10 protein-coding genes and 2 tRNA genes are annotated in these 13,370 nt (G+C 77.2%); all 12 read right to left on the bottom strand.

The window, feature by feature from the left end:
- Positions 1 to 124 precede the first annotated feature (124 nt).
- On the bottom strand, positions 125 to 559 hold the full coding sequence (locus tag ACYVGT_RS25715) for a MaoC family dehydratase (protein ID WP_460862987.1): 435 nt from the start codon (positions 557 to 559) through the stop codon (positions 125 to 127).
- Complete coding sequence (locus ACYVGT_RS25710; protein WP_460862986.1) at positions 556 to 1,029, bottom strand: MaoC family dehydratase N-terminal domain-containing protein; 474 nt, start codon at positions 1,027 to 1,029, stop codon at positions 556 to 558. The genes ACYVGT_RS25715 and ACYVGT_RS25710 overlap by 4 nt, the downstream gene beginning before the upstream one ends.
- A 162-nt stretch (positions 1,030 to 1,191) precedes the next feature.
- Complete coding sequence (gene rpmG, locus ACYVGT_RS25705) at positions 1,192 to 1,356, bottom strand: 50S ribosomal protein L33 (RefSeq protein ID WP_460862985.1); 165 nt, start codon at positions 1,354 to 1,356, stop codon at positions 1,192 to 1,194.
- An 83-nt stretch (positions 1,357 to 1,439) separates the two neighbouring features.
- A tRNA-Met gene (locus ACYVGT_RS25700) sits at positions 1,440 to 1,515 on the bottom strand.
- A 64-nt stretch (positions 1,516 to 1,579) separates the two neighbouring features.
- A tRNA-Thr gene (locus tag ACYVGT_RS25695) sits at positions 1,580 to 1,655 on the bottom strand.
- Positions 1,656 to 1,954: 299 nt separating this feature from the next.
- The gene (locus tag ACYVGT_RS25690) at positions 1,955 to 4,096 is read right to left on the bottom strand and encodes an AAA family ATPase (protein WP_460862988.1); all 2,142 of its coding nucleotides are present in this window, start codon (positions 4,094 to 4,096) and stop codon (positions 1,955 to 1,957) included.
- Positions 4,097 to 4,321: 225 nt separating this feature from the next.
- Positions 4,322 to 9,889 carry an SbcC/MukB-like Walker B domain-containing protein gene (locus ACYVGT_RS25685; RefSeq protein WP_460862984.1) on the bottom strand — a complete coding sequence of 1,856 codons (5,568 nt, stop codon included), beginning with the start codon at positions 9,887 to 9,889 and terminating at the stop codon, positions 4,322 to 4,324.
- Between the two features lie 127 nt (positions 9,890 to 10,016).
- A complete protein-coding gene (locus ACYVGT_RS25680; protein ID WP_460862983.1) occupies positions 10,017 to 11,258 on the bottom strand; it encodes a DUF2398 family protein in 1,242 nt (413 codons plus the stop codon).
- A complete protein-coding gene (locus ACYVGT_RS25675) occupies positions 11,255 to 11,899 on the bottom strand; it encodes a DUF2397 family protein (protein ID WP_460862982.1) in 645 nt (214 codons plus the stop codon). Before ACYVGT_RS25675 ends, ACYVGT_RS25680 begins: the two co-directional genes overlap by 4 nt.
- 155 nt (positions 11,900 to 12,054) lie before the next feature.
- Entirely contained in the window at positions 12,055 to 12,426 is a 372-nt protein-coding gene (locus tag ACYVGT_RS25670) for a hypothetical protein (RefSeq protein WP_460862981.1), read from the bottom strand.
- Positions 12,427 to 12,886: 460 nt separating this feature from the next.
- On the bottom strand, positions 12,887 to 13,117 hold the full coding sequence (locus tag ACYVGT_RS25665) for a hypothetical protein (RefSeq protein ID WP_460862980.1): 231 nt from the start codon (positions 13,115 to 13,117) through the stop codon (positions 12,887 to 12,889).
- 7 nt (positions 13,118 to 13,124) lie between these two features.
- Positions 13,125 to 13,358 (bottom strand): hypothetical protein, encoded by a 234-nt coding sequence (locus ACYVGT_RS25660; RefSeq protein ID WP_460862979.1) that lies wholly within the window; start codon positions 13,356 to 13,358, stop codon positions 13,125 to 13,127.
- Between the last annotated feature and the right edge of the window lie 12 nt (positions 13,359 to 13,370).

Raw genomic sequence — 13,370 nt, 5'->3', positions numbered from 1 at the left:
GGCGCTCCGCGCGCACCGCACCCGCCCCGCTTCCGGTCGCGGGCGCGGCGGCGGGCCGCCCCAAGGCGGCGGACGCGCCAGCGCGGCCGGTGCCTCCGGGGACCGATGCGCCGGCTGGCGGCGCTCAGGCCAGGCGGACGAGGACCGTCGGGCGGGCGAGGACGCGGGTGCCGCCGGACCGGACGGTGAGGGCGATCAGGACCATCCGGTCGTCCCGCTTCTCCTTGACCGTTCCCGAGACCGTGACCTCGGCGCCGGTGTCGTCGTCGGGCACCACGACGGGGGCGGAGAACCGGGTTCCGTACTCGACGACCGCGGCGGGGTCGCCGGCCCAGTCGGTGACCAAGCGGACCGCTTCGGCCATGGTGAGCATGCCGTGCGCGATGACGCCGGGCAGGCCGACCTGCTTGGCGGTGCGGTCGTTCCAGTGGATCGGGTTGAAGTCGCCGGAGGCGCCGGCGTAGCGGACCAGGTCGACGCGGCGGACGGGGTAGACGGCCTCGCCGATGTCGGCGCCGGCCTCGACGTCGTCGTAGCGGCGCAGTGTGCCGGTGCTCATGCGGTGCTCCCTTCTGCGGCGCCGTCGGCCGCTCCGCGCACGACGAGCATGTTGACCGCGGTCACCACGTGCGCGCCGGTCTCGTCGGCGATGTCGCTCTCCAGGGTCACCAGTTCGTTGCCGGCGAGGCTCTTCACCTCGCTGATCCGGGTGAGGGAGGTAACGCGGTCCCCGGCGTACACCGGCCGGCTGTACCGGAACCGCTGCTCACCGTGGACCACCATGGAGAAGTCCAGCCCGAGTTCGGGGTCGGTGACGGCCTGCCCCGCCCCGGCCATGCTGAGGATGATGGGGAACGTGGGCGGCGCCACCACGTCGGGGTGCCCGGCTTCGGCCGCCGCGGCCGGGTCGGTGTAGACCGGGTTGGGGTCGCCGATGGCCTCGGCGAACTCCCGGATCTTGCCGCGGGTCACCTCGTAGGGCTCGGGTGCGGGGTACTCCCGCCCGAGCAGGTCCCGGTTGATCGGCATGCTGCGCCCTTCTCCTCTCTCCTGCGCTGCGCGCCCGTGCGGGGCGGAGCGGGCCCGGAAACAGCGACGGCCCAGTGAGCAGGGCTCACTGGGCCGACTTCGGTGCTGAACTGCGGCACTCAGCTCCGGCGCTGCGCCCGTAGGGAGCGCGCCCGCGAATGCTCAGCGGGTCTCGCGGTGCTCGTTGTGCTTGCGGCAGTTCGGGCAGAACTTCTGCAGCGAAAGACGGTCGGGGTTGTTCCGACGGTTCTTGCGCGTGATGTAGTTGCGGTGCTTGCACTCCTGGCAGGCCAGGGTGATCTTCGGCCTCACGTCAGTGGCAGCCACGTCGGAGTGCCTTTCTGCTGGTAACGAACACGGAAAAAGACCCGCTGCAACCCCTGTCGGATTCAGGGCAGGGGCCGCGCAGGTGGTAGCGGAGGCCGGACTTGAACCGACGACACAGCGATTATGAGCCGCTTGCTCTACCGACTGAGCTACTCCGCCGCGACGGTCGCCGGAGCGGAACCCCGGGGACACCCGCCCGCGGGGCAGACGCCCCGCCGAGCGGTGGAGCCCCTTTACGGAATCGAACCGTAGACCTTCTCCTTACCATGGAGACGCTCTGCCGACTGAGCTAAAGGGGCGAGCTTCCGGGCTTTCCCCGTGGGGACCGCCCTTCGCGTCGTTGACGACTATACAGGTCCCCAGGGGTGCTCTGCCAAATCGAATGCGGATCAGCACCTGCGGGGAGGGTGACGACCCCCGCACCGGCGCCTCCGGGCGGGGCGACGACCCCCCGCACCGGTGCCTTCGGGCGGGGTGACGACCCCCCGCACCCCCGGAAACCCGCGCTTGTCTGCCACTGCTTTCGACAGAACCCGCGCCGTCTGCCACCGCTTTCGGCGGAACCCCGGTGCCTCCGTTGTGCGGCGTTCCGGATCGCTCACGCCGAGGGGTCGGCCACCCGCACGTTGGAGGCGGCGTCCCGCTCGATGCCGCGCACGTCGGCCGGGAGGCCGAGCCGGTAGAGCGCTTCGGGCAGCCGGGTGTCGTGGGTGAACACGACGATCTGCCGGTGCGCGCCCACTTCTGCCAGCACCCCGGCCAGGCCCTCCACGGTCTCGGTGTCCATGGACTGGACCGGGTCGTCCAGCACCAGGAAGCCGAACGGGTTGCCCGCCGCGAGCGTGCGCGGCAGGCAGATCGACAGCGCGAGCGCCTGGAACTCGCCCTGGCTGAGCAGCCCCGGCGCGTTCTGCTCGGCGTCGGCCCCGTCCACCGCGACGTCGACCTCGACCCGGCGGCGCGCACCGCGCCCGGCCAGCCGGAGCGACTCCAGGTCGATGTGGCGCTCCTGGCGGAGCCGGTGCCAGACGTGCTCGGTCTGCCGGGCGAGCGGGCGCAGCCGCTCCTCGCGCAAGGAGCGGGCGAGGCCGGAGAACCACTCCAGGGCCTGTTCGGCGACAGCGAGCCGGCCGCGCGCGGTGATCGCGGCCCGGGCGTCCTCCACCCAGGCGGCGAGCGCCTCGGCGGGGCCGGTCCAGCCGTCGTCCGGCGCGTCCAGCCGGCGCGCAGCCTCCTTGCGCGCGGCCAGGGCAGCGGAGCGGAGCCGGCGGCCCTCGGCCTCGATGTGGTCGGCCAGCGCGCCGAGGTCCTCGATCGCCGCGCCAGCGGCCCACTCCTCCCAGATGCGGCCGAGGTCGCTGTCATCCGGCAGCCAGGACGGGCGCGGCGCCATCAGGAACCGCGCCTGGTCGCGGGCTGCGTCGGCGCGCTGGTAGGCGGTTGCGGCGGACTGGGCCTGCGGGTCGAGGCGGGCGACCTCGGCGCGCGCCCGGCGCACCCAGTCGCCGCCGAGGGCGCCGGCGGTGCCGCAGGCCGGGCAGTCGGCCTCGCCGGGGTGCCGCTCGTGGTGCTCCAGCGCCTGGTTGAGCAGGGCGATGACGCCGCGGGCGCGGTCGGCCTTGGTTCCCGCGGCCATGGCGATCTCCATGGCGGCGCCGCGCAGCTCGTTGACGACGTCGGTGATGAGAGCGCGCTCGGGCACCGCGAGGCGGCGCAGCCGGCGCAGGATGCGGTCGGCCTCCGGGTCGGCCGGGCGGTCGTCGGCGGCGATCGCCGCGAGCCGGTCCAGCGCGATGTCGTGCGCCCCGAGCAGGTCGAGGGCTGCCGCGGCGCGCGGATCGGAGGACTCGCGCAGCAGCCCGCTGAGGTGGTCGAGGTCGCCGCGGGGCCGGTCGCGCATGCGGGCCAGGCGGGCGCAGGCCTTGGCCAGGGCGCGCTCGGTCTCGGTGATGCCGGTGAGGCCGAGCAGCGCGGTCAGGGTGTCGTACAGCTCGGCGGCGCGCCCGTTCACTGCGCGGCCGAGTTCGTCGTAGGAGAGGAACGGGCGGAACCGGTCCAGGTCGTGGCCCCAGCCGAGGCGGCGGAGCGGCCCGGTGGACCCGTCCGGGGCGACGACGCGGCCGCGCGCGGAGCGGACGCTGGCCCCCTCCCAGGTGCGGGTGATGCGGGTCGGTGCGGGGTCGCCGGTGAAGTGCACGTCGACGCTGACTTCGGTGTGGTCGGCGTAGTGCAGGTTGCGCCAGCCGTCCCGCCAGCCGGCCTGCAGGGCGTCCCAGCGGGCGTTGCGGCCGGTGAGCGCGGCCTCGGCGGCCTCGGCGAAGCTCGACTTGCCGGAACCGTTGCGGCCGACGACGACGGTGAGCCCGGCCGCGGGGCGCAGGGTGAGCGCCGCTGGGCGGCCGATGCCGCGGAAGCCCTGGACGTCGATCCGGGAGAGGTAGCCCTGGCGGGCGGCCGCGGCACCGGCTTCGGGCCCGTGGCGGCCGGCGCTCGCGGGCAGTGGTGCGTCCTCGCCGGAGGCGGCGAGCAGCGGGCCGGGGTCGGGCGCGGTGCCGCCGCTGCTCAGCGCATCCAGCGCGGAGTCCCCGTACAGGGCGGCGACCACCCAGTGGCGCGCGGCGTCGTCGAGGGGGGACCGGGCGAGGGCCTCCAGAACGGTCCGCGCGGTCCACGCCGCGCCGGAACCGTCGCCGCCGTCCTGCTCATCGGCGATCGCATCGCCCGTCGTCACCGTCTCCACCACACTCGCTTCTCTCTGCGCTCGGTCACCCGCGGCGGCCGCTCGGGCGTATTCGGGCGCTTGCAGAGTAGGACAGCCGAGGACGAATCCACTAGGTGCGCCCCGGGGAACCTGCCGCCGCGGGCGGTCTGGCCGCCGGCACCTGCCGCCCGGCACCGCCCGGCCGCCCTGTGCTGCGGTGCCGGGGTGCTGCGTCCTGCCGCGGGTGCAGACGCCACCGGCGGATCAGACGCCGAGCAGGCGGCGCCGGGCACCGTCCCAGCTGAAGTGGAGGGTGGCGATGCCGGGGACGGCCGGATCGCGCAGGCATTCGTAGATGTGCAGCCCGGGCACCACGGAGAAGCAGCCCCACACGCGCTCCGAGGTGAGCACGAAGTCGAGGTCGAGCTCGACGAGCAGGCCGAGCAGCCGGCCGTGGGTGGGCTCGTCGACCTTGGCGAACGCGTCGTCCAGCAGGATGAGCCGCGGCGCCTCCGGTGCGCGCTCGCCGAGCGCGTCGAACTGCGCCGCAGCCGCCGCGAACAGCACGAGGTAGGCGACGACGCGCTGCTCGCCCTGGCTGAGGCCGGTGCGGTGGCTGAGGCGGCGCGGCCGGTCGGGGTGCGCGGCGTCGGTCACGTGCACGGTGAACGCGAACCAGGACCGGTAGTCCAGCGCTGCGCGGAGCTGGGCCCCGCCGGTCGCGGTGGGGTCGAGGCGGCGGATCGACTCGATGCAGCGCCGGAGCGCGTCGCGCAGCCGGGTGGTCTCCAGCCGGGTGCGCTGCTCCGGCGGGCGGGCGAGCAGCGGCACGACGGACCGGATGTCCTCGTCGGCGTCGGGCGCCAGGTCCCAGTCGATGCGCACGCCGAGCCCCTGCGAGGTGGTGACCTCGGCCAGGACGCCGTTCATGCTGGCCACTAGGGTGCTCGCCTCGTCGATCTGCCGGGAGAGGTGGCCGGCGAGGTCGCCGAGGAGGTGCCGCTCATAGGCTTCCTCCTCGCGCAGCAGCGCCGACTCCTCGGCTGCGGCCGCGGCCGTGTCGAGCCGCGCGGCGTAGTCGGTGATGTCGTGCGCACCGGCCGCGTCGTGCACGGTGACCCGCTTGACGCCGGCCCGCTCGCTCAGCTCTGCGCGAGCGGCCACGGAGCCCACGAGCGCACGGTGCAGCGCGTCGCCGCGGCGCAGCACGCCGGAGTCGTCGAGGACCCCGTCGCCGTCACCGCCGCCGGCTGCGGACCCGGCTGCGCCTCCGGCCGCGGCCCCGGTGCCGGTCCCCCCGTCCGGGCCGGGCTGCGCGGCGGGCGGCGGGGCGGCCTCCGCCGCGCCGGCGGCCTCCGCCAGCGCGGCGCCCTCCGCTGCCGCCGCGGGGCCGCCCTCCGGGGTTCCGCTTCCGGCTTCGGTCTGCGAACCCTGCTGCCGGGCCTGCCCGGCCTCCCCTTCCTCGGCAGCGTCCGCGGTGCCGCCGGCCGATTCCGCCGCAGGCGCCTCTTCCGCGGCGTCCGCGGCGCCGATGGCGTCCTCGAGCGCAGTGGTGAGGGCTTCGAGTGCGGCGATCCGGGCGGCGGATCCGTCGGCCAGCGCCGCCGCGTCCGCGGCGGAGGCGGCACCGCCTTCGGGGCCGGGTTCCGCCTGCTCGGGCTCCTCGCCCGGGGCGGGGGCGTCCTGAGCGTCCCCGCTCCCGGTGCCGGCAGCCTCGGCAGCGTCTTCGGAGTCCGCTTCGGCACCGGTATCGGCAGCGGCTGCCTCGGGCACGTCGGCGGCGGCCGCGGCGACGAGTCCGGCGCAGCCGTCCAGGCCGGCTGCAGCGAGCAGGTCGGCGTCGGGCGTGCCGTCGGGCAGCGTGAGCGCGGCGCACAGCGCACTGCCGGCCTCCACCGCGCGGCGGGCCTCTTCGGCGCGCTCGGTGACGGCCGTGCCGAGCCGCGACTCCGCGGCGATCCGCTCGTCGCGCGCCTGCCGGGCGGTGCGCTCCAGTTCGGGCAGGCGGTCGGCGGCCTCCGCCATCCGCTCCCGCACCTCGCCGGCGGCACCGGCGATGCGCTCCGGATCGGCGGCGCGGGCGCGGTCGGTCAGCTCGATGTCGCGGCGGACGGTGATCATGTCGCCGATCGCGGCGGTGCGGGCGTCCTCGGCGGCGACCCGGTCGGCGCGGGTGCGCCGCCAGTGCTCGGTGTCGCGGCGGAGGGCGGCCAAGTCCGCCGCCAGCGCCTGCAGGTCGGCGAAGGCCGCCGCGGCGCGCACCCGGAACCGGTCCAGGGCGGCGGCGGTGGCGTCCAGCGCCGCGGCATCCACCGGCAGCTGCGCGGCGCGGGCCTCCTCGTCCAGGGCGGTGCGCAGCGACCGCGCCGCGGTGCGGGCAGCCTCGGCGGCGTCCCGGGCGCGGCGGTGCTCCCCGGTGGCCGCGGCCAGTCCGCTGCGGGCCTCGTCCAGGGCGGCCCAGGCAGCAGCAAGCGGGACCGGTGACGGCAGCGTGCGGGCCAGCTCCATCGCCCGCTCCTGCCCGCGCTCGGCCTCGGCGCGGCGCTCGCCGGCTTCGGCGAGCAGCGCATCAGCGATGTCGATGCGGCGGTCGACGTTGGCGAGGAAGCGGTCCCGGGCGCCCTTGCGCGCGGCCGCGCCGATGTGCTCGGCGGCGGCCTTGCGGTGCGCGCCGCAGAGCGGGCCCAGGCGCCAGCGGCCGTCCAGCGCGACCGCGCAGGCGGGCGCGGCCGCCTCGCCGTCCCGCCGCCGGCGGTGCCGCGGTTCAGCGTCCCGGGCGCCTTCCGGCGGCAGCAGGGCGACGGCGGCGAGCAGCGCCTCGACGCGGTCCCGGCCGACCGGGGCGCTCGGCTCGCCGGCGGGGCCGCCGTCGAGGGCGTCGGCCGCGTGGTCGGCGGTGAGGACGTCGGCGAGGTTGCGCCCGTCTGCGGCGCGGCCGGGCTGGGCGATGACGTCGCCGGTGTCGGAACGGGCCGTTCCATCGGCGCTGACCCATGCGTTGAGCAGGCCGGAGGCTTCCAGCGCGCCTTCCAGTCCGGCCCGCTCGCCGGCGGTGAGGCCGCTCGCGAAGTCGACCAGCAGGTACAGCGGCGCGCCGGCGGAGGGGTCCCGCTCGGCGGTGGCCCAGGGCGGCGGGGCCGGAGCGGTGCGGGCGGCTTCGGCGCCCTTGCGGTCGGAGAGCTCGTCCAGTTCGGTGACGAGTTCGCGCTCTTCGCCGACGGCGGTGTCGCGGCGGCTGCGCTCCTCGCGCAGCACCGGGTCGACCATGGCACGGGCCGCCTCGGCCACGCGGTCGCCGGTCGCCGTGTCGAGCACCCGCAGGGCGTCGTCGAGCGGCAGGTCGACGAGGGCTTCGACGGCGGCGGCTTCGGCGTTCAGCCCGATGCCGGGGTGGGCGGCGCGGACGTCGGCCACCCAGGCGCGCACCTGCTCGGCGTAGCCGCCGCTGCGCTCCCGGACGGTGCCGACCGCGGCGCGCTCCCGCTCGCGGGCGCGCTCCAGCACGGCGTCGGCGGCCTCCTCCTCGCCGCGGAGCAGCTCGGACCGGCGCTCGGCGGCGGCGAGGTCGGCGGCGGCGCCGCGGAGCAGGGCGACGCGGACGGCGCGCTCGGCACCGGCCTCGTCGTCGGCGGCGAGGCGGCGGTGCAGCGCGGACAGCCCGGTGCGGAGGTCCTCTTCGTCGAGGCCGGGCACTGGGGCGCGCTCGACGGCGCGCTCGAGTCCTTCGAAGTCGACGTGGGTGACGCTCTCCCTCGGCGCGAGCACCGTCTGCACCGGGCGGGGCACGTCGCCCGCGCCGGCGGCCTCCAGCCCGCCGGCGCGGGCGGCCTCCTCGGCCTCACCGAGCAGGCCGGCCAGGTCGGCGACTGCCGCTTGGGCGGTGGCGATCGAGTCGGCGAGCGCCTCCTTGCCGCGCTCCTCGGCGGAGAGCGCGTAGCCGGCGGCGGTCCAGGAGGCTTCGGCGGCACGGATGTAGGCGGTGACGGCGGCGTGCCGGGCCTGCAGCTCGTGGTCGGTGGCCGCGGCGGGGGCGCCGCCGGCGGCTTCCAGGGTGGCGGCGTCGGCGCCGGCGGTGTCCCGGGTGCGGCGGGCGCGGTCGCGCTCCTCCTGGGCCGCCGCCTCGGCGGTGACGAGGGCGTCGAGCTCGGCGGCGAGGCGCTGCGCCTCGGCGTCGCGGCGGGCGTGCGCGCCGAGCCGGTCGCGCGCGGCGGCGGCCCGGGCGGCGATGACGCGGTGCAGGTAGCCGCGGTAGTCGCCGAGGAAGCCGCCGACGGCGCCGCGCGCGGTGCGCAGGGCGGTCAGCCGGTCCCGCGCCTCTTCGAGGTCGGCGACGTTGCGGGCGACCTGGTCGAGGACGGCTTCGTCCATCGGCGGCAGCGCTTCGGCGAGCACGCTGACCAGCTCGCCGGCCTCCAGCCGGTCGCCGATGGTGGGGCGGCGCAGCCGGTAGAGGAGGTGGATGAGGTTGCGGTAGCGCTGCGGGTCGTCCAGACCGAACAGGTCGCGCATGACCCGGGCCCGGTAGGCGGCGGCGCTGTCGAAGCAGTTCTCCGGGCCGACCTCGGCGCGGAGCCGCTCCACCGGCAGCGGCCGGCCGCCGGGCAGCAGGTCGAGGCCGTCGCCGATCCGGCGGCGGGTGAGGAAGAAGGCGCACCGCGGCTCTGCGCCGCCGGCGGGGTCGGCGGCGCTGATCGCCGCGCCGAGGGTGACGGGGTCGTCGCCGCCGTCCTTGGCGAACTCCACCCAGAGGTAGCCCAGGCGGGCCCGTGCGGTGTCGGCTTCGGGGCCGTCGTCGCCGCCCGGCTCCTCGCCGGCGCTCTCCGCGGCTTCCGCGCCGGTAGCCGGGTCCTCGGGCGCACGGCCGGTGCCGGTGCCGGGTTCGGCAGCGGTCTCCGCGGACGCCATGCCGTCGGCCATGAGCCAGCGGAAGCCGGTGCGGCCGGTGCCGGTGGTGTCGAGCCGGCGGGCATCGCCGTCGAGGAGGAACGGCAGCAGGACTTCGAGGGCCTTGGACTTGCCGGCGCCGTTGCGGCCGCGCAGCAGCAGTCGGCCGTCGGCGAACCGGAAGACCTGGTCGTCGTACTGCCACACGTTGTGGATTCCGGCCCGGTGCAGCCGGTGCCGGTTGCGCCGCGGCGCGTCAGCGGCGTCGGCCGTCTCGGCGGCCGGTGCGCCGCCGGAGCCGGGTTCCTGCTCTGCCTCGGTGCCGCGGATCGTCTCCGCCGCGGGCTGAGCGGCGGAATCCGGCACGGCCCCCGCCGCACCGCTGCCCGGCGCGTCCTGGCTGCCGGGGCGGGGCGGGGCAGCCGATCCGGACTCCGGCGAGGGGGCAGCGGCTGCGCTGCCGGGGCCGCCGAACGCCTCCCGCGCGCCGGTGTCCGATCCGCCGGCGGAAGCATCCGCGGCCGGCTGGGGTCCGGTCGGCGTCCGCGGCGCCTGGCGCGGCCCGAAGGCGTCGTGCGGCGACTGCGCCGCGGTGTACTGACCGTTCCCGGTACCGGGCTCCGCTGCCGGGCGCGGGCCGCCCGCGGGAGGGCTGCCGGCACCGCCGCTCGCACTGTCCTGCGGCACCGCCGCCGGACCGGGGGCCTGCGCCGGGCGGAGCAGGCTGCCGCGCGGAGTGAGCGGCGGACCCGCGAGGACGTCGCCGGGGGCGCTGCGGTCGGCGGTCGGGGCGCTGTGCGGTGCAGCGGCGCCGTTGGACGGTGCGCCTCCGGCCGCGTCCGGCGCGTGCCGGCCGGCGTCCTCGGCCGGAAGGGCTCCGCCCACCACCGGGATGGGCGCGGTCTCCGGCTCTTCGGGGAGGGACTGCCCGGTCGTCGCGTCGCTCATCGCCCGCCCTCCTCGCTGTTCGGTGCCGCTGGCATCGCCCGCGCGGGCCGGAACGGGACGATCTGGCCATTGTCCCGGATGCGGCGAGTGCGCCGGGCCGGGCCCGGGGCTCGGGTGCGGCCCTTCGTCATCGCGCCGCCCCGCTGCCGGCGCCGGCCGGCTCCTCGTGCGCGGCCTCGGCGGGTTCGCCGGCGCCGCGCCCGCCGCGTGCGGGCAGCGCGTAGCGGGCTGCGGCCGCGCGCAGGAACCACGGGCCGCCCTCCTCATCCGGGGCGCGCAGCAGGTCGGCGGCGCACAGCAGCGCCACCGCGCGGCGGCCGGTCTCGGCGTCGTCGGGAACGTGTTCGGCGGTGCCGCGGTCCCACTGCGGGCGCAGCCGGGCGGCCGCAGCCAGCGCACCGTCCAGGTCCGCGGCCGGGACCGGTGCCTCGTGGGCCGGGGTGGTGGCGGGGCGGACCCGGGTGCACAGGTCGCGCAGGACGGCCAGCGCCAGCGCCGCGGCGGGGCCGGCCGCGGGGAGCACGATGCCGTCGGCCGCGGGGTCGGCGTGGACCAGCGCCACCCCTTCGGCGCGCACCTCCGGTTCGGTGCCGAGCAGGTCGGCGAGTTCCGCGGCGGCCTTCCACTGGTGGCGGGCGAGGCGGCCGCGCTGGTGCGGCGGCAGCTCCTCCCGGTAGACGACGGCCCGCTCGGCGAGCATCCGACGCAGAGCGAGCTCGCCGGCCGCGTCGTCGCCGCCCGGGCCGCCGGAATCCGCCGGCCCGGCGCCGGCCGAGCCCAGGTAGCCCGCCGGACCGGATGCGGCGTGCGGCGGGTGAGCGAGCGCGAGGCGGGCGAGGCCGCGGTCGACCCCGATCAGCACGGCGGCGGGGTCCCCGCCGGCGGCGAATTCGGCGAGGGAGCCGTCCCGCTCGTCGAGGACACCGCGGCGCACCAGGTGGCGCAGTGCCGCAGCGAAGGCGCGGCGCTCAGCGGAGCGGTCGGCGGGATCGGCATCGATCCCGGCTTCCGCTGCGGCGCCGGCGACCTCGGCGGCGAACCGGTCGAGGCGGAGTTCGCTGCCGGCTTCGACCGCCACGGCGAGGGCCAGGGCCAGATAGGTGTAGCAGCGGGGGCTGAACGGGGCGCCGCTGTCGCGCAGCGGCGGCGCGGTGCCCGCCACCGGGCCGGCCTTGGCGAGCCGGGCGTGGTCGGCGCCGACGGTCAGCGTGTAGCCGAGCACGCGGCGGAACCGCTGGGCCAGCCAGTCGGAGTGCGCGCGCACCGCGGCGAACGCCTCGGGATCGGCGCGGGCGGTCAGCACGGGCTGGGCGAGCAGGCGGCGCGCGGCCGCCCGCCGCTCCCCGACCAGGGCGAGGTCGTCGATCACGGCGTGCGCTCCTCGATGGCGTGGTCGGCGGCGCGCAGCCGCAGGTCGGACAGTTCGAGGGCGCCGTCCGGCGAGGAGAGGGTGAGCTGCGCTCCGGGCGCGGGAGCGGCTTCGAGGAGGACGCCCAGTTCGAGGTCGCCGGCTGACGCCGGGCGCTCGGTGGGCGCGCCGGAGCCGAGGGCGGCGGTGAGCAGCTCCATCAGGACCTCCAGTGCCGGGCGGGAGAGTACGACGGTTGCGGCCTCCCCGGGGGTCCCGGCGCCGTCGGCGAGTGCGGTGAGGACTTCGCCGGCGGCGGTGCGGCGCCAGTGGGCGCGCGCCTCCGCTGCCGCGCGGAGGCGGCCGCGCTGGGGGGCGTGGTCGGGCACGGGCTGGGGGGCGGCGGGCTGCCCTCCGGTGCCGGCGGCCGGGCCGACCGGCGCGGGCGGCGAGTTCCACCAGCTCGCGGCCGCTGGCGCGGTGTCGTCGGGAGCGCCGCCGAGGAAGCGCGCCGGGCGGTCGGCGAAGGCGGCGGCGTGCAGTGCCGCGGCGGTCTCGGTGTCGGCGCCGTCGAACCATCGGGCAAGGCGGAGCAGGGCGGCCCGGCCCTGCCGGTGTGCGGCCCGGTCGTCGCCTGCGTCGTCCATGTGTGCGTCACCCACACTTGTGCAGACTAAAGACCTCCGGCCCCCGCCGGGGCCGCCTTCCCCGGTCCCCCGGTCCTGAGCAGGGCCGAAATCACCGTCCCGACCTGCACGGTCTCACGCTCCGGAGTTTCCGTTCGTCCTTTTCCACAACTCTGCGGCGGCCGGTCGGCTCAGGGCAGGGCGAGGTCCCCCGAGTCGGTCTCGTGGAACGCCTCCCGGTGCTCCGCCGGGACCGCGTCCGCTTCCAGGAGGCGGAACGCGGCGAAGTAGTCGGCGCCGTCCACCGGCGTGGGGTCGGTCAGCTCGACGGTGACCCGGTATGGATCCTCCGTACACGAAGGCAGGCACCAGGTGCCGGTCACCTCGCCTTCGCCGACCGCGTGCTCGGCGTTCCACTCCGACCAGGAGAGCCCGGTGAACGCGGTGAATTCCGACGCGGTGAGCTGCTCGGGCTCCACGTCGGGCTGCGGCGGCGGTTCGCCGTGCATGTTGTAGACGAACGGGCCCTCCCCCTCCGGGGCCGCCGTCGGCGACTCCGGCACCGGGGACGCGGTCGGCTGCGCGGACGGGCTCCACGCCGGCGGCGGCTCCGGCTCCCCTGCGCCGGGAGCCCCGCTGCCCGGCGCGCACGCGGCGCCCGAGGCCAGTGCCGCGGCCGCCCCCGCGGCCGACAGAACCCTGCGGTACCCCGGCGCGGACGGCATCGGATGCACGGCGCCTCCCCTCGTCTCCCCGGCGGCCGCGGAGCGGCCTGCCCCGGTTCCTTCCCGGCGGCTCCTGATCCGACGCGGCACCGCGCCTGCGCCGCGCGGCGCAGGCGCCGCACAGGGTGCAGAGGCCGGGAGCAGAAACGGGGGAGGCCCCCAGCGCGTACTGCGCTGGGGGCCTCCCCGGCGGTCCGGGACCGCGCTCCGGCGGAAGCGCGGCACCCTCCGCCCGATCCGTCATGCACCGGGCCGCGGACGGCGCCGGCGGTCGTGCAGGGCGGCCGTTCGGCCGGCCCTAGTCGACGTTGGTGCCGACGGGGCCGTTGGTGCAGTCGCCCGTGGTCTGCGGCGACAGGATCGGCACCGCAGCACCGAGGACGCCGACGTTGGCGTTGCACACCTGAACCGGCAGGACCTGCAGGTTCTGGTTGAACTGCTGGTCGTCGGCCTGGGCCGGAGCCGCCATCAGGGCGGAGCCCAGCGCGGCGCCGGCAACGAGGCCGGCCAGCGTGATCTTGCGCAGCATGGCGGTCCTAGTCCTCGATGTTGGTGGAGACGGCACCGTTGGTGCAGTCGCCGGTGGTCTGCGGGGACAGCACCGGCACGGCGAGGCCGATGGCGGCACCGACGTTGGTGTTGCACAGCTCGACGGGCACGCCCTGCAGGTTCTGGCCGTACTGCTGGTCGTCGGCCTGGGCCGGAGCGGCCATCAGAACGGCGCCCATCGCGGCACCGGCGAGCAGGCCGGCAGCGGTGATCTTGCGCATGTCCGGAAGACT

This window comes from Nocardiopsis coralliicola (assembly GCF_054779695.1).
This window is presented reverse-complemented; position numbering and strand designations above follow the sequence as displayed.

Excerpts from the sequence above, each read along its gene's own strand:
- ACYVGT_RS25660 (WP_460862979.1), bottom strand. The coding sequence starts at position 13,358 with ATGCGCAAGATCACCGCTGCCGGCCTGCTCGCCGGTGCCGCGATGGGC.
- ACYVGT_RS25715 (WP_460862987.1), bottom strand. The coding sequence starts at position 559 with ATGAGCACCGGCACACTGCGCCGCTACGACGACGTCGAGGCCGGCGCC.
- ACYVGT_RS25665 (WP_460862980.1), bottom strand. The coding sequence starts at position 13,117 with ATGCTGCGCAAGATCACGCTGGCCGGCCTCGTTGCCGGCGCCGCGCTG.
- ACYVGT_RS25710 (WP_460862986.1), bottom strand. The coding sequence starts at position 1,029 with ATGCCGATCAACCGGGACCTGCTCGGGCGGGAGTACCCCGCACCCGAG.
- ACYVGT_RS25685 (WP_460862984.1), bottom strand. The coding sequence starts at position 9,889 with ATGAGCGACGCGACGACCGGGCAGTCCCTCCCCGAAGAGCCGGAGACC.